The sequence below is a fragment of the Stenotrophomonas sp. NA06056 genome (assembly GCF_013364355.1).
Taxonomy (GTDB): domain Bacteria; phylum Pseudomonadota; class Gammaproteobacteria; order Xanthomonadales; family Xanthomonadaceae; genus Stenotrophomonas.
Genome location: NZ_CP054931.1, coordinates 2,595,200 through 2,609,593, shown reverse-complemented (window position 1 = coordinate 2,609,593; position 14,394 = coordinate 2,595,200). Strand labels below are relative to the sequence as shown.

The window sequence follows — 14,394 nt, the reverse complement described above, 5'->3', positions numbered from 1 at the left end:
GAGCCCACGCTCGGCTGGCTGTCAAACAGCAGCCGAGCGTGGGCTCGGCTCTACAGAAATGCGCCCGCGATGCCGGACGGCATCGCGGGCGTATTGGTTACAGCGGCAGGTCGAACACCAGCACTTCGGCGTCGTTGCCGTTCTCCAGGGTCAGCTGTGCCTCGTCGCTGACCTGCAGTGCGTCACCCGCTTCCAGGGTGATGCCGTTGACCTGCAGCTGGCCACGCGCCACCTGCACATACGCGCCACGGCCGGTAGCCAGGGCGTGATGCAGCTTCTGCTCGCCATCGAGGATGGTGGCGAAGATGCGCGCATCCTGATGGATGTGCAGTGAGCCATCGGCGCCATCGGGCGAGGCGATCAGGCGCAGCTGGCCGCGCTTGCTCTCCGGCGTGAAGTGGGTCTCCTCATACGACGGCGTGATGTTCTCGGTCTGCGGGAAGAGCCAGATCTGCAGGAAATGCACCGGATCGGTGGCCGAGTGGTTGAACTCGCTGTGGCTGACGCCGCTGCCGGCGCTCATGCGCTGCACGTCGCCGTAGCGCAGTACCGAACCGGTGCCCATCGAGTCCTTGTGTTCCAGGGCGCCACCCAACACGTAGGAGACGATTTCCATGTTGCTGTGGCTGTGGGTGCCGAAACCCTGGCCGCCGATCACCTTGTCCTCGTTGATGACCCGCAGCGGGCCGAAGCTCACATAGCGGGGGTCGTAGTAGCTGGCGAACGAAAAGGTATGGCGCGAGGACAGCCAGCCATGCTCGGCCAGGCCACGGGTAGCGCTCTTGCGGATCTGCAGCATGATGGAATCTCCTTGTTCGATGGTTTCGATGGGGCGGGGTGGGTGGGTAGGCACTGTGTTTCCCCGTTGAAGAGAAGTATCCGCTTGCGCCCTGGGTTTGAAAAACGGATAGTTTTGACAGCCATCATCGAAAATTTCGAATGCTCAAGCTCAGCCTCGATGCCCTGCAGATCCTGGACGCGATCGACCGGCGTGGTTCCTTCGCCGGCGCCGGCAAGGCCCTGCACAAGGTGCCCTCGACCATTTCCTACACCGTGGCCAAGCTGGAAGAGGACCTTGGGGTGCAGCTGTTCGACCGGATCGGCCCGCGGGCGGAGCCGACCGAGGCTGGGCGCGCGTTGCTGGAGGAGGGCAGGCACCTGCTGCGTGCGGCACGGGAGCTTGAACTGCGGGTACGGCGGGTAGCCTCGGGCTGGGAGGCTGAATTGACCCTGGCGGTGGATTCGGTGTTCCCGACTTGGCTGCTGGGGCCGGATATTGCTGCCTTCCGCGAGGTGGCGGCGCCAACCCGATTGCGCCTGTTTGGCGAGGCGTTGTCCGGTACTTGGGAAGCGCTGCTGGACCGGCGTGCCGATCTGCTGGTCGGGGCACCGGGCGAGGGCCCCAGTGGTGGTGGCTACGTGGTCGAGCCGCTGGGCAGCGTGGGTTTCGTGTTTGCGGTGGCGCCGGGACACCCGTTGGCGACGGTTCCGGGTGTGCTGGGCCGCGAACAGCTGGCTCCGTATTGCGCGATCGCGGTATCCGATTCGGCGCGGCGGCTGCTGCCACGCACCGTGGGCCTGTTGATGGGCCAGGAGACGTTGACCGTGCCGGACATGGCCAGCAAGTTGAAGCTGCAGTGCCAGGGACTGGGATTCGGTTTCCTGCCCGAGCCCTGCGCACGCGCGGCGGTGGCACGGGGCCAGCTGGTGATCCGCGAGGTCGAGGAGCACAAGCCGGAGGAGACTTTCTGGTTGGCCTGGCGCACTGGCGAAGATGGCGCGGCCCTGCGTTGGTGGCGCGAGCGCCTGCGACGGCCGGAGCTGCTGGCGCAATGGTGGCAGGCGATGGCAGAGGGGTAGGGTTCGGCATGGCTGCGCCCTGCACCCGCCGAATCAACGGCAACGGCAACGGCCAAAGCTAAAGCAACAGCGGGCATTCCGTGGGATGGCGGGGTGGGTCCGGTTGCGGGGGACGCCGCAAGTACGTCCCTGTAGGCTTGGGCGCGCCATCCATGGCGCTTACACCCCCGCAACCGGACCCACCCCGCCTTCGACAGATTTCCGCAATCTGTCTGGATGGCATGGCCTGCTCTTGGCCTGCTCTTGGTGGGTGTCGACCTTGGTCGACACGTAGATCCACGCCATGCGTGGATGCTCTTCGTTCAATTGACGAAATAATCGAATTGGATGGAGATTCATCCACGCATGGCGTGGATCTACCAGATCGCGGAAATCTGTCAGAGGTGGGGCGGTGTCGGATTGCGGGGTGTCAGCCGCATGGATGCGGCTGCCAAGCCTACAGGGACGTACTTGCGGCGTCCCCGCAATCCGACACCGCCCCGCCACCCCACGGAATGCCAGCTTCTGCAGTTGCTGTTGCCTCTGCAGGTGCAGGGCGCAGCCCTGCCAAAAAACACAAAAAAAAAACAGCAGGCCGGGGCCTGCTGTTTCGGTGTAATGGTGCGCCCGGAGAGATTCGAACTCCCGACCGCCTGGTTCGTAGCCAGGTACTCTATCCAACTGAGCTACGGGCGCCAATTACATAAACTTGTTGTGTTGATCGTGTGTGGTGCGCCCGGAGAGATTCGAACTCCCGACCGCCTGGTTCGTAGCCAGGTACTCTATCCAACTGAGCTACGGGCGCGCGGTACACAATCAACTTACTGCCAAATTTTACTGCACTTCCAGCGGCGGATGCTGAAGGTCTGTCGAGTGGTGCGCCCGGAGAGATTCGAACTCCCGACCGCCTGGTTCGTAGCCAGGTACTCTATCCAACTGAGCTACGGGCGCCCTGCGACAGGAGCGGAATTATGCGGATGTCGGCGCGAGACGTCAACGCTTTTGTGAAAATTTTCACCCAACTGAATGAAAAACGCCTCTGCAACAGCCTCCGGACGTTTCATCCAGGCGAAGTGGTCGGCTCGCGTACCCAGCTCCTGCGCAGAAAGCAAGCGGACCTGTGAGGCGACATTCGGCAGTTTGGCCAGCAGCGCCTGCATCGAGCCGATGGGCGCCAGCCAATCGTTTTCCATCAGCACCGCCTGTGCAGTGCCATGCACGCGCGACATCTGCGCTTCCAGATCCTCGTCCATGCCGACGGCGGCGTAGTGATTGTTCAGTCCTACACGTGCCCAGTCGGCGATCAACCCACGTGCCTCGGTGCCGCCGAAGCCCAGCCGACGCCCGTGCAACACGCCCTGGCGTCGCGCGATCCATGGCAGGAAACGATAGATCAGGGGCAGCAGCCAGCCGCGTGGTGGTGGGAACGTACGCCAGAACGGGGTGCCGCTGGCGGCCAGCCACAATCGATCGAACGCCTGCGGCTGGTGCCCAGCGTGTACGCAGGCCAGCTGGCCGCCCAGGCTGTGACCACCGATGATCCATGGCAGAGCGCCCTGGCCCGCATCGGCGTCTTCGAGCAGGGTCTGGCTGGCCGGCAGGTCGTGGTCGAGAATCTGTTTGTAGCCCCAATCCTGGGCGCGTGACGGGCGCAGCGAACTGCTGCCATTGCCGCGCCATTCGTGCAGGTAGACCGCCACGCCCCTGGCGGCCAGTGCCTGCGCCAGCGGAAGGTAGTGGCGTGCGGCCACGCCCAGCGCCGGCAGCCACAACAACCGCGCCAGTGGCTGTGCTGGCACGCAGGCGATGACCTCGTATCGGTGGCCATCGCCGCTGTCCACGGCGAGTACGTGCGGCGAATCGCTCATGCCTGCGGTGCCGCGCCGAAGTGGTCGAGCACCAGCACCTCGCTGCGGCCGGGCGCGTAGCCCTGCTGCAAGCCGCGCGCTACGTAGTCGATGCCGGCTTCGCAGGCGTTGGCCAGGCTCAGCCCGTTGCACAGCTGCGCGGCGATGGCCGAGGCCAGCGTGCAGCCTGTGCCGTGCGCATCCAATGGCAGGCGCGCATGGATGAATTCTTCACTGCTGACGCCATCGAAGTAACGGTCGACCACGCGGTTGCCTTCATGCAGGTGGCCGCCTTTCAGCAGCACCGCGCCGGCACCCAGATCAAGGAGTGCGGCGGCGGCCTGCTCTGCGTCGTTGCCATTGGCGATGCTGCGGCCGACCAGCAGCTCCGCTTCCGGCGCGTTGGGGGTGACCAGGGTGGCCAGTGGCAGCAGCCGTTCGCGCATTGCCTGCAGCGCGCTGTCCTCCAGCAGGCGGGCGCCGCTGGTGGCGACCATCACCGGGTCCAGCACCACATGCGGTGGTCGATGGCGTTCCAGTGCATCGGCCACGGCGTGGATCACCTCGGCGTTGGCCAGCATGCCCAGCTTCACTGCATGGATGTCGAAGTCGTCGAAGCAGGCCTCGATCTGCGCGCGCAGGAAGTCGACCGGCGGTACGTGCACGGCGCTGACGCCGCGGGTGTTCTGCGCGGTCAGCGCGGCGATCACCGACAGGCCATGCACGCGATGCGCGGCGAAGGCTTTCAGGTCGGCCTGGATGCCGGCGCCGCCGCCGGAATCGGAGCCGGCGATGGTCAGGGCGGAAACGGGGGTGGTCGGGCTCATGCCGTGATTGTGCCGTGGTCCAGCAGCGGAAAGTAGATCCACGCCACGCGTGGATGACGCCATGTTCAACGCCGCCAGCGCGCCCATTGCTGGTACACCACGTAGACGATGCCGGTCAGTCCGGTCAGCAGGGCAGGGGCGAGCAGGGCGTCGTATTGCCAGCGCACGAACAGCCATGCGCCGATGACGCCGCCGGCCAGGAAGCCGCTGATGATCAGGCCGCTCAGGGTCAGGCGTCGTACCTGCAGCGGCAGACCGCGCAGCAGGTGGCCGAGGCCGATGCCGAGGTCGGTGAACATGCCGCTGAGATGGGTGGTGCGTACGACGGCGCCACTGAAGGTGGTGGCCATCGCATTCTGCAGTCCGCAGGCCATCGCAGCCGCCAGTGCGCCCCAGATCTGTTGCTGCTTGAACAGCGGAATCGCCATCAGCAGCAACAGCGATTCCAACGCCAGCGCGACGCCGTAGCGGCGGCCGAGTTGCAGTGCGCTGTCCTGGATCAGCAACCCGCTGACCATCGCGCCCAGCGAAAACGCGATCAGCAGGCCCCACAGATGGCCGACCGCGCGCCAATCACCCTGCGCCAGCGCCATGCCGAGCTGGCTGGTGCTGCCGGTCATATGGCTGACCGCCTGGTGTTCAAAACCCAGGAAGCCGACCACATTGACCATGCCGGCCACGCACGACAGCGCCACCGCGCCAATCCAGACCCAGGTGGGCAGGCGGATTCCCATGGCAGGCCCTCAGGGCCCGCCGATGCCGCCGTTGAACTGCAGCTCGTTGAAAGTGCCAGTCGCCGGATCGAACACCGCGCCCCAGAACTGCGCACCACCATCGCAGACCCGCACCGCTTCGCGGGCGGGTCGCAGACTGTTGTCTTCAGGCAGATGGAACGCGTTGATGTAGATCACCTGCTTTCCGTCCAGCTCGATGCCGACGTACTGGCGGTCGAAATCCATGACGTGCGGCACCCGGGTTTCCAGTGCTGGCAGCTTGGCTTCCAGCTGGTCCACCTGCTGCCGGCTCGGCGCCCAGTAGCCGCTGACCCGCCCGGCCTCGCGGCCGGGGCTGGGTCGCGAACAGGTATCGAGCACCTGTGCGGCGATGATCGGGCGGGTGACCACCCAGGACTGGCCACTGCGTTCGGTGGTCGGTACGCTGGCCGGTCCCTGCGTGGTCGCGCAGGCACCGAGCAGCGTGGTGATGGCGACCGCCATCGACGGCAGCAGCAGACGGGTGCAACGGTTCACAACACCTCCGACGCGTAATCGGCCAGCCGCGAGCGTTCACCGCGACGCAGCGTGATGTGTGCGCTGTGCGGCCAGTTCTTGAAACGGTCCACGGCGTAGGTAAGGCCTGACGTGGTTTCGGTCAGGTACGGGGTGTCGATCTGTTCGACGTTGCCCAGGCAGACGATCTTGGTGCCGGGGCCGGCACGGGTGATGAGCGTCTTCATCTGCTTGGGCGTCAGGTTCTGCGCCTCGTCCAGGATCAGGTAACGCGACAGGAACGTACGGCCGCGCATGAAGTTCATCGAACGGATCTTGATGCGGCTGGCGAGCAGGTCGTTGGTGGCCTGGCGGCCCCAGGTGCCGCCCTCCTGGTTGTGCGTCAGCACTTCCAGGTTGTCGGTCAACGCGCCCATCCACGGCGTCATCTTCTCTTCCTCGGTACCGGGCAGGAAGCCGATGTCCTCCCCGACGCTGACCGTGGCGCGGGTCATGATGATCTCGCGGTAGCGCTGCTGGTCCATCGTCTGCGCCAGGCCGGCGGCCAGCGCCAGCAGGGTCTTGCCGGTACCAGCGGTACCGAGCAGGGTGACGAAGTCGATTTCCGGGTCCATCAGTGCGTTGAGCGCGAAGTTCTGCTCGCGGTTGCGCGCACTGATGCCCCACACGGCATGGCTGCCGTGGCGGAAGTCATCGACCAGGGACAACACCACCTTGCCATCGCCGACGATCCTGCTGACGCGCAGCTCGACTTCGTCTTCACCCGGCAGGTAGACGTACTGGTTCGGGTACCACTCTTCGCCCTCCTGGGCCAGGACTTCGTAGTGGGTGCGGCCCTTGTCGCTCCAGCTGCGCAGATCCTCGCTGTGGCGCTTCCAGAAGTCTTCCGGCAGCTCGGTGGCGCCGGTGTAGAGCAGGCTGAAATCGTCCAGCGCACGATCGTTCTCGTAGTCTTCCGAAACGATGCCGGCGATGGCCGCCTTGATCCGCAGGTTGATGTCCTTGGAAACGAACACCACCGGGATTTCCGGCGTTTCTTCCTTCAGGGCCAGGATTGCGCCGAGGATGGCGTTGTCCGGGATGACCTTGCCAAAGCTCTTGCCCGCGTCGAAATGGCTGGTCTGGAAGCGCAGCAGGCCCACGCTCTGCTTGCCGCGCAGCTGCAGGCCCTGCGGCCGCTGCAGCGGAATGCCCTCGGCCAGGTTGTCCAGGCCCGAAGCCTGTACCAGCTCGTTGAGGAAGCGGCTGACCTGACGGGCGTTGCGGCTCGCCTCGGTCGTGCCCTTCTTGCCGTTGTCCAGCTCCTCGATCACCTGCATCGGCAGGTAGACGTCGTGTTCCTCGAATTTGAACAGCGCGGTGGGATCGTGCATCAGCACGTTGGTATCCAGCACGTAGATGCGCTTGCCTCGGGTCATCGTCGGTTCCTGGTTACGGACAGGGAAAAACCACCACGACCTGCTGCAGGGCAGGGTGGTGGCGGACAAAGTGGGCGATGGGACTCACTTGGGCTGATTGGCCTTCAGTTCGGCAAGCACGGCGTCGGCATGGCCGGCGACCTTGACCTTGCGCCATGACTGCACGATGCGGCTGTCGGGGGAAATCAGGAAGGTGCTGCGCTCGATGCCACGTACCTGCTTGCCGTACATGTTCTTCATCTTGATGACGTCGAAGGCTGTACACAGCGCTTCGTCGGCATCACTGACCAGCGGGAACGCAAAGCCCTGCTTGGCACAGAAGTTGTCGTGCGATTTCACCGAGTCGCGGGAGACGCCAAGCACGACCGCACCCGCCTTCCTGAAGTCGGGCAGCAGTGCGTTGAAGTCGATGCCTTCGGTGGTGCAGCCAGGGGTGCTGTCCTTGGGGTAGAAGTACAGCACCAGCCATTGGCCAGCGTAATCGCCAAGGGTGGCATGGGCGCCGCCGGACAGGGCCAGCGGCAGGGAGAGGATGGTGCTGTCCAGGGTATCGCCGTTGTTCATGAGGTCCTTCTGTCGAGCCTGGGTTCTTTCTACGACAATTGCATGAAACGCCACGCGCCCGTGAGGAGCGCGCGAAAAAATCAGTGTTTCAATCAGAACTTCATCGGGTCCATGATCGCGTCCAGGTTCAAGTGGTCGCAGAACTCGAGGAAATCGTCGCGCAGTGCCGCGATGTGCATGTTGGCTGGTACGCCGATGGTGACCTGTGCACTGAACATTTCCGCACCGGTCTGCATGGCGCGATAACGCGTGCTCTGCAGGGTCTCGATGGTGATGCCCTGGCGGTCGAAGAAATCGGCCAGCTGGAACAGGATGCCCGGCTTGTCGGCGGCGATCACCTCGACGATGTACGGCAGCAGGTTGGACTGCGCCTGCTTGGCTTCGGTGCGGTACCAGACCAGCTTCAGGCCTTCCTCGCGCTCGAGCCGGGTCAGCATCGCTTCCAGCTTGGCGACCGAATCCCAGGAGCCGGTGGCCAGTGCGGTCACCGAGACATCGCGGCCCACGGTGGCCAGGCGCGCATCCACCAGGTTGCACCCGCTGTCGGCGATGCGGCGGGTGACGGACAGCAGGGGGGACTCCGGATGCGTCGTATAGGCGTTGATCAGGAGGTGGTTTTCGCTGGGCGCTGGGCGCGGGGTGGTGTCGGTCAAGGCGATTCCGGGTAATGCATGCGTTAGTCTGAATGCCCGCCAGAGGCGGGGATCCACCGGTGTCCAGCATACTTGCCCGTGCTTTCGCGCCGCAAGTAACATTCAGATCGCCCCCGGCCTTTCGTGGCGGGCGTTTTCCCTCCCCAGCCAAGAGCAGCACGTCCTTGTCCCTTTCCGGCCTCATCACCGCGCTGGCGACCCCCTTCCGGGCCGACGGTGCACTCGACCCCGACGGTTGGCAGCGCCTGCTGCACCTGCAGCTGGAGGGTGGCGTCCAAGGCGTTGTCGTTGCCGGCTCCACCGGCGAGGCAGCCACCCTGTCCGATGCGGAGTACGACCAGCTGCTGGCCAGTGCGGTCGAACGCATCGCCGGCCGCGTTCCGGTCCTGGCCGGCACCGGCCTGTCCGGCACAGCCAAGACCATCGAGCAGACCCGTCGCGCCGCCGCGCTCGGTGCCACCCACGCGCTGGTGGTCACCCCGCCGTACGTGCGGCCGACCCAGGCCGGCCTGATCGCGCATTACCGCGCGGTTGCCGACCAGGCCGGATTGCCGGTGGTGCTGTACAACGTGCCCGGCCGTACCGGCTGCGACATGCTGCCGGAGACCGTGGCCGAGCTCGCCAGCCATCCGAACATCGTCGGCATCAAGGAAGCGGTGGGTGATACCGGCCGCGTTCGCGCGCTGTTGGACCTGCGCGGCCCGAACTTCGCCGTGCTTACCGGTGATGACGGGACTGCCGCACGTTCGATCCAGGCCGGCATGGATGGCCTGATCTCGGTCGGTTCCAACGTGCTGCCCGGTGCCTACCGCCGGATGTGCGACCTGGCCGCTGCCCGTGACCATGAAGCCGTTGAATCCTGGGATGCGCGCCTGCAGCCGTTCCACGACTTCTGCGGTGTCGAATCCAACCCGATTCCGGTCAAGGCGCTGTTGCGTCGGATCGGCATCGGTCACGATCTGCGCCTGCCGTTGCTGCCGCTTTCGGCTGCACATGCGCCTGCCGCCGACCATCTCGCCGGCGATATCGCCGCCCTCGAAGCCCTTTCCAGCCACTGACCTTCCGTCTTGGTCTGATCCAGGAGATTCACATGCGCCAATCCGTTTCCACCGTCCGCGTGCTGTCCTACGCCCTGCTTGCTGTAGCTGTCGCCGCCGGCACCACCGGTTGCTTCAAGCGTGGCGTCAAGGGCGACTATGCCCTGGCCCCGGAAGTGCGTCCGCTGGAAGTGCCGCCGGACCTGAACCTGCCGGCGGGTGCCGGCAACAACCAGGTGCCGACCCTGAGCTCGGCGACCAAGCCGGCCACGCCGGCCGCCGCCGCCCCGGCGGTCAGCGCAACCGGCTTCACCATTGCCGGCAGCAAGGATGAAGCCTTCGCCAAGGTCGGTACCGCGCTGGAGGGCGTGGAAGGCCTGACCATCGCCACCCGCGCGCAGCTGCTGGGCTCGTACGACGTGGCCTATGAAGGCAGCAACTTCCTGGTGCGTGTGGTCGCTGTCGACGCCGGTGCCTATATCTCCGCAGTCGACCCGCGTGGCCTGCCGGCCACTGCCGCAGCGCCGGTGAAGCTGATTGCTGCACTGAAGGCCAAGCTGGCCCCGTAATGGCCGGAGCGCCGGGCCATGCCCGGCGAGCGCGCAGCGCGGTCCAAGGTTCCGCCGGGCATGGCCCGGCGCTACCGGAAGCAGAAAAAAGGGCGCCCATGGCGCCCTTTTTTCTGCCGTTGCCGGCGCCTCAGCGCTCCAGCAGCTTCAGCTTGTCCGGCTTGCCGTCCCACTCACCGGCGTCGGCCGGCGGGTCCTTGCGCACGGTCAGTACCGGCCACGCCTTCGCCAGCTCGGCGTTGAGGGCGACGAAACCTTCCTGGCCCGCGGGCACGTCGTCTTCCGGGAAGATCGCGTTGACCGGGCACTCGGGTTCGCAGAGGGTGCAGTCAATGCACTCGTCCGGGTCGATCACCAGGAAGTTCGGGCCTTCGTGGAAGCAATCCACGGGGCACACTTCCACGCAATCGGTGTGTTTGCACTTGATGCAGTTTTCGGTGACGACAAAGGGCATGGGTAGGGGGCGAATCGCTTTCTGAACCTGCCAATTCTAGAACAGGTTGGACCCCGCTGCCGGTCGCCGCGTGAAAGTGGGGCGGATTGGTGCCCCGAATGCACATTTGGCGGCATGCCCGCCCTGTGCGACGCTGCCCAGGCCGCCTGCCCGCTCCGGTCGGCCCCCTTCCAATGCAGGATTCTTCATGTCGCCAGTCCAGCCCGGTGCCGCCTCCAATGGCGGTGAGAACACCGCCTTCATCGTCCTGATCAGTTGCGCCGCCACCCTTGGGGGCTTCCTGTTTGGTTTCGACAGTGGCGTCATCAATGGCACCGTCGACGGACTTCGCCAGGCCTTCAACTCCAGCGAGGCCGCGCTGGGCTTCGAAGTCGCCTCGATGCTGCTGGGGTGCGCCATCGGCGCGTTCGCGGCCGGCTGGCTTGGCGATCGGCTGGGGCGGCGCGGCGTGCTGATCGTGGCAGCGGTGATGTTTCTGGTGTCGGCACTGGGTGCCGGCGCTGCACATGCGTCCTGGTTGTTCGTCTGCGCACGCGTGCTCGGTGGATTCGCCGTTGGTGCGGCCAGCGTGATGTCGCCGGCCTACATCGCCGAAGTCGCGTCGGCGCGTTATCGCGGCCGGCTGGCGACGGTGCAGCAGATGGCGATCATCTGCGGCTTGTTCGCGGCGTTCCTCAGCAATTATCTGCTGGCCCGGGCCGCAGGTGCCTCGACCGAGCCGCTTTGGCTTGGGCAGGAGGCATGGCGCTGGATGTTCTGGATGCAGGCGCTGCCGTCACTGCTGTTCCTGCTGCTGTTGCTGGTGATCCCGGAAAGCCCGCGTTTCCTGGTGATGAAGGGTCGCCAGGTGCAGGCGAGGGCGGTGCTTGGCCGGTTGTACGGTGAGCGTGCCGCGGTGAACAAGCAGGCCGAGATTGAAGCGAGCCTGGCCCAGGACCAGCACAAGCCGCGTTTCGGTGACCTGCTCAACAAGGCTACCGGCAAGCTGCGCCCCATTGTCTGGGTCGGCATCGGCCTGGCGATGTTCCAGCAGCTGGTCGGCATCAATGTGGTGTTCTATTACGGCGCCGTGTTGTGGCAGGCGGTTGGTTTCTCGGAAAGCGACGCGCTGCTGATCAACGTATTGTCGGGTGCGCTGAGCATTGGCGCCTGCCTGCTGACGGTGGTGCTGATCGATCGCATCGGCCGCAAGCCGCTGCTGTGGGTCGGTTCGGTCGGCATGTCGGTGGCCCTTGTGCTGATGGTGGTCGCGTTCGCCAGTGGCAGTCTGGCCGATGGTCGCCTGCAGCTGTCCGATGGCATGGGGCGGTTGGCGCTGGTAGCAGCCAACGTCTATGTAGTGTTCTTCAACATGTCATGGGGCCCGGTGATGTGGGTGATGCTGGGCGAGATGTTCCCGAACCAGATCCGTGGCCCGGCGTTGGCCGTGGCCGGTGCGGCGCAGTGGACGTCGAACTTCGCGATCACGGTGACCTTCCCGATGCTGCTGGCCGGTATCGGCCTGGCCGGCGCGTACGGCATCTACACCGTGGCTGCGATCCTCTCGATCATCTTCGTCATCCGCTACGTGCGCGAGACCAAGGGCAAGGAGCTGGAGCAGATGGAAGGCTGACGCGCTTCGGCTTCGGAGCGATCCGTTCGCGCCTCCCTGCCCCCTCCTGACAGTTTCATGGTGCGTGCGGACGCGGCGACGCGCTGGTCGGTTGCTGCCGCGGCTCGCGGGAAACCGTCCAGAGTCGGTGGGGTCACCCAGGGCAGGACCGTTGGCGCCAAGGATGGCGCCATCGAGCCCCCATGGAAGGGTTCACGGCGTGTCCTGCCCTGGGTGACCCCACCGGCTCAAGCCGATTGCAGGCAGGCGCCAAAGCGACCAAGCCGATCGCCACGATCACAATCCCCGGAAAACAGAAAAGCCCGCACAAGGCGGGCTTTTTCGGTTCCTGCTGCGGCGACTGGTGCTCCCTAGGGGACTCGAACCCCTGTTTTAGCCTTGAGAGGGCCACGTCCTAACCACTAGACGAAGGGAGCAGTGTGTCGCTGCCGGTGCAGGAGCGCTAGTATATGCACCTCGATGCCATTGGGCAATCCCGAAACTTCAACCGGAAGCGCCAACATCATTTCCTCTGCTACATCACCGTTCAGCCTGCGCGTCATCCCGCGCGACCAGCACACGATCTCCCGCAAGGACATCAGCCCGAACGCATTGCGCGTGCTTTATCGGCTGCGCGACGCCGGCTTCGGCGCCTACCTTGTCGGCGGCGCGGTGCGCGATCTGCTGGTCAATGGCCAACCCAAGGATTTCGACGTGGCCACCGATGCCACGCCCGAGCAGGTCAAGCAGCTGTTCCGCAACTGCCGCCTGATCGGCCGCCGTTTCCGCCTTGCCCATGTTGTGTTCGGCCGCGAGATCATCGAAGTCGCCACCTTCCGTGCCAACAGCGATGACGGCAGCGGCGACCGCGAGATGGAAAACGGCATGCTGGTGCGCGACAACGTGTACGGCACCATCGAAGACGACGCCGTGCGCCGCGACTTCACCTGCAACGCCCTGTACTACGCCATCGAAGACTTCTCGGTGCGCGACTACACCGGCGGTTTCGAAGACGTGCAGGCGCGCCTGATGAAGCTCATCGGCGACCCGGTGCAGCGCTATCAGGAAGACCCGGTGCGCATGCTGCGTGCGGTCCGCCTGGCGGCCAAGCTCGGCTTCCAGATCGAAGAGGGCACCGCCGCGCCGATTCCGCAGCTGGCCGGCCTGCTCAATGAAGCCGCCCCGGCGCGCCTGTTCGAGGAAGTCCTGAAGCTGTTCCTGTCCGGGCACGGCGTGGCGAGCTTCGAAGGGCTGGAACGTTACGGTCTGTTTGACGTGTTGTTCCCGGAAAGCGCCAAGGCGCTGAAGTCGAACCGCACCGGCGCGCTGCGCCGCATGCTGGTCGAGGGCCTGGCCAACACTGATGCACGCGTGGCCAATGACGAGCCCGTGTCGCCTGCGTTCCTGTTCGCGCTGTTGCTGTGGCCGGCCTATTGCCGCGCGCAGGCAACCCTGCTCAAGCAGGGCGTGGCACCGGAAGAGGCACAACGTCGCGCCGCCGACCGCGTCACCGTGCAGCAGTTGAGCACCATCGCATTGCCGCGCCGTTTCTCGCTGCCCATGCAGGAGATCTGGCTGCTGCAGGCACGCTTCAGTTCGCGCCAGCGCAAGCGCGTGATGCGCACGCTCAGCCACCCCCGTTTCCGTGCTGCCTTCGATTTCCTGGCCCTGCGCCAGGTGGCCTCGGCAGAGCACGAAGCCGACGTCGCGTTCTGGCGCGAAGCGCAGGCGCAGTCCGGGCATGAGCTGGATTCGTCGCTGGATTCGCTGCACAGCGAGGCCGGCGATGAGGAGGCTGGGGCACCGCGCAAGCGTCGTCGCCGTCGTCGTCGTCCTGATGGCGCCGCTGCCGGTGCCGCCGAGTAATCGATGACCGCTGCCTGGATCGGGCTGGGCGCCAATCTTGGCGACGCAGCCAACACCGTCCGCGCGGCCATCGCCGCGCTGGGCGAGCTGCCCGGAACCCGGCTGACGCTGGCGTCGCGGTTGTACGCGACGCCGGCATGGGGCAATGAGGACCAGCCGCCCTTCGTCAACGCGGTGGCCTCGGTCGACACGGACCTGTCCGCTGTCGCGCTGCTGCAGGCCATGCTCGCGCTGGAGCAGCGCTTCGGGCGCGTGCGCGACCCTGCCGTGCACTGGGGTCCGCGCGCGCTCGATCTGGACCTGCTGCTGTTCGGCGAGCAGGTGCTGGACCTGCCCGAGCTGAAGGTGCCGCATCCCTACCTGCACGAGCGTGCGTTCGTGTTGGTGCCGTTGGCCGAAATCGCCGCTGATCTGGCCATTCCCGGCCATGGCCGCGTGCGGGATGCAGTGATGCGGGTGGATGCCTGCGGGATCGCGCCGTTAGGGTGATAATGCCCGGG

General features: G+C 65.6%; 15 protein-coding genes and 4 tRNA genes. 6 read left to right on the top strand and 13 right to left on the bottom strand.

Annotated features, from left to right (window positions below):
* Positions 1–97 precede the first annotated feature (97 nt).
* Complete coding sequence (locus HUT07_RS11635) at positions 98–799, bottom strand: pirin family protein (protein WP_176021069.1); 702 nt, start codon at positions 797–799, stop codon at positions 98–100.
* Between the two features lie 140 nt (positions 800–939).
* Between HUT07_RS11635 and HUT07_RS11630 the strand changes: the two genes are divergently transcribed.
* Entirely contained in the window at positions 940–1,860 is a 921-nt protein-coding gene (locus HUT07_RS11630) for a LysR family transcriptional regulator (protein WP_176021068.1), read from the top strand.
* A gap of 598 nt (positions 1,861–2,458) precedes the next feature.
* On the opposite strand, the gene HUT07_RS11625 is transcribed toward HUT07_RS11630, so the two are convergent.
* From HUT07_RS11625 to HUT07_RS11580, 10 genes are all read right to left on the bottom strand, one after another.
* Positions 2,459–2,535: transfer RNA gene (locus HUT07_RS11625), tRNA-Arg, on the bottom strand.
* A gap of 32 nt (positions 2,536–2,567) precedes the next feature.
* Positions 2,568–2,644, bottom strand: a tRNA-Arg gene (locus tag HUT07_RS11620).
* 69 nt (positions 2,645–2,713) lie between these two features.
* A tRNA-Arg gene (locus HUT07_RS11615) sits at positions 2,714–2,790 on the bottom strand.
* Positions 2,781–3,707: an alpha/beta fold hydrolase gene (locus HUT07_RS11610; protein ID WP_176021067.1), complete on the bottom strand. Its 927-nt coding sequence runs from the start codon at positions 3,705–3,707 to the stop codon at positions 2,781–2,783. The genes HUT07_RS11615 and HUT07_RS11610 overlap by 10 nt, the downstream gene beginning before the upstream one ends.
* Positions 3,704–4,513: a bifunctional hydroxymethylpyrimidine kinase/phosphomethylpyrimidine kinase gene (gene thiD / locus HUT07_RS11605; protein WP_176021066.1), complete on the bottom strand. Its 810-nt coding sequence runs from the start codon at positions 4,511–4,513 to the stop codon at positions 3,704–3,706. Before thiD ends, HUT07_RS11610 begins: the two co-directional genes overlap by 4 nt.
* 65 nt (positions 4,514–4,578) lie before the next feature.
* Positions 4,579–5,247: a YoaK family protein gene (locus tag HUT07_RS11600; RefSeq protein ID WP_176021065.1), complete on the bottom strand. Its 669-nt coding sequence runs from the start codon at positions 5,245–5,247 to the stop codon at positions 4,579–4,581.
* A gap of 9 nt (positions 5,248–5,256) precedes the next feature.
* Positions 5,257–5,730 (bottom strand): hypothetical protein, encoded by a 474-nt coding sequence (locus HUT07_RS11595; protein ID WP_176022538.1) that lies wholly within the window; start codon positions 5,728–5,730, stop codon positions 5,257–5,259.
* A 29-nt stretch (positions 5,731–5,759) separates the two neighbouring features.
* Positions 5,760–7,160, bottom strand: a complete 1,401-nt coding sequence (locus HUT07_RS11590) for a PhoH family protein (RefSeq protein ID WP_176021064.1) — start codon at positions 7,158–7,160, stop codon at positions 5,760–5,762.
* Between the two features lie 84 nt (positions 7,161–7,244).
* Positions 7,245–7,724, bottom strand: coding sequence for a peroxiredoxin (locus HUT07_RS11585; RefSeq protein ID WP_176021063.1), 480 nt, complete (start codon positions 7,722–7,724; stop codon positions 7,245–7,247).
* A 92-nt stretch (positions 7,725–7,816) separates the two neighbouring features.
* On the bottom strand, positions 7,817–8,377 hold the full coding sequence (locus HUT07_RS11580) for a glycine cleavage system protein R (protein ID WP_025879444.1): 561 nt from the start codon (positions 8,375–8,377) through the stop codon (positions 7,817–7,819).
* 164 nt (positions 8,378–8,541) lie between these two features.
* Here HUT07_RS11580 and dapA point away from each other — a divergent pair, with 164 nt between their 5' ends.
* Positions 8,542–9,435, top strand: a complete 894-nt coding sequence (dapA, locus tag HUT07_RS11575) for a 4-hydroxy-tetrahydrodipicolinate synthase (RefSeq protein ID WP_176021062.1) — start codon at positions 8,542–8,544, stop codon at positions 9,433–9,435.
* A 32-nt stretch (positions 9,436–9,467) separates the two neighbouring features.
* Positions 9,468–9,983, top strand: coding sequence for a hypothetical protein (locus HUT07_RS11570; protein WP_176021061.1), 516 nt, complete (start codon positions 9,468–9,470; stop codon positions 9,981–9,983).
* Positions 9,984–10,113: 130 nt separating this feature from the next.
* Here HUT07_RS11570 and fdxA read toward each other — a convergent pair whose 3' ends face one another.
* Positions 10,114–10,437 carry a ferredoxin FdxA gene (gene fdxA / locus HUT07_RS11565; protein ID WP_049411316.1) on the bottom strand — a complete coding sequence of 108 codons (324 nt, stop codon included), beginning with the start codon at positions 10,435–10,437 and terminating at the stop codon, positions 10,114–10,116.
* Between the two features lie 187 nt (positions 10,438–10,624).
* Between fdxA and HUT07_RS11560 the strand changes: the two genes are divergently transcribed.
* Positions 10,625–12,049 (top strand): sugar porter family MFS transporter, encoded by a 1,425-nt coding sequence (locus HUT07_RS11560; RefSeq protein WP_176021060.1) that lies wholly within the window; start codon positions 10,625–10,627, stop codon positions 12,047–12,049.
* A 341-nt stretch (positions 12,050–12,390) separates the two neighbouring features.
* Here the strand turns inward: HUT07_RS11560 and HUT07_RS11555 are convergent.
* Positions 12,391–12,465: transfer RNA gene (locus HUT07_RS11555), tRNA-Glu, on the bottom strand.
* A gap of 49 nt (positions 12,466–12,514) precedes the next feature.
* Here HUT07_RS11555 and pcnB point away from each other — a divergent pair.
* Positions 12,515–13,894 (top strand): polynucleotide adenylyltransferase PcnB, encoded by a 1,380-nt coding sequence (pcnB, locus tag HUT07_RS11550; RefSeq protein ID WP_176022537.1) that lies wholly within the window; start codon positions 12,515–12,517, stop codon positions 13,892–13,894.
* A gap of 3 nt (positions 13,895–13,897) precedes the next feature.
* On the top strand, positions 13,898–14,383 hold the full coding sequence (gene folK, locus HUT07_RS11545; RefSeq protein ID WP_176021059.1) for a 2-amino-4-hydroxy-6-hydroxymethyldihydropteridine diphosphokinase: 486 nt from the start codon (positions 13,898–13,900) through the stop codon (positions 14,381–14,383).
* Positions 14,384–14,394 lie beyond the last annotated feature (11 nt).

Excerpts from the sequence above, each read along its gene's own strand:
- HUT07_RS11635 (WP_176021069.1), bottom strand. The coding sequence starts at position 799 with ATGCTGCAGATCCGCAAGAGCGCTACCCGTGGCCTGGCCGAGCATGGC.
- HUT07_RS11630 (WP_176021068.1), top strand. The coding sequence starts at position 940 with ATGCTCAAGCTCAGCCTCGATGCCCTGCAGATCCTGGACGCGATCGAC.
- HUT07_RS11610 (WP_176021067.1), bottom strand. The coding sequence starts at position 3,707 with ATGAGCGATTCGCCGCACGTACTCGCCGTGGACAGCGGCGATGGCCAC.
- thiD (WP_176021066.1), bottom strand. The coding sequence starts at position 4,513 with ATGAGCCCGACCACCCCCGTTTCCGCCCTGACCATCGCCGGCTCCGAT.
- HUT07_RS11600 (WP_176021065.1), bottom strand. The coding sequence starts at position 5,247 with ATGGGAATCCGCCTGCCCACCTGGGTCTGGATTGGCGCGGTGGCGCTG.
- HUT07_RS11595 (WP_176022538.1), bottom strand. The coding sequence starts at position 5,730 with ATGGCGGTCGCCATCACCACGCTGCTCGGTGCCTGCGCGACCACGCAG.
- HUT07_RS11590 (WP_176021064.1), bottom strand. The coding sequence starts at position 7,160 with ATGACCCGAGGCAAGCGCATCTACGTGCTGGATACCAACGTGCTGATG.
- HUT07_RS11585 (WP_176021063.1), bottom strand. The coding sequence starts at position 7,724 with ATGAACAACGGCGATACCCTGGACAGCACCATCCTCTCCCTGCCGCTG.
- HUT07_RS11570 (WP_176021061.1), top strand. The coding sequence starts at position 9,468 with ATGCGCCAATCCGTTTCCACCGTCCGCGTGCTGTCCTACGCCCTGCTT.
- fdxA (WP_049411316.1), bottom strand. The coding sequence starts at position 10,437 with ATGCCCTTTGTCGTCACCGAAAACTGCATCAAGTGCAAACACACCGAT.
- HUT07_RS11560 (WP_176021060.1), top strand. The coding sequence starts at position 10,625 with ATGTCGCCAGTCCAGCCCGGTGCCGCCTCCAATGGCGGTGAGAACACC.
- folK (WP_176021059.1), top strand. The coding sequence starts at position 13,898 with ATGACCGCTGCCTGGATCGGGCTGGGCGCCAATCTTGGCGACGCAGCC.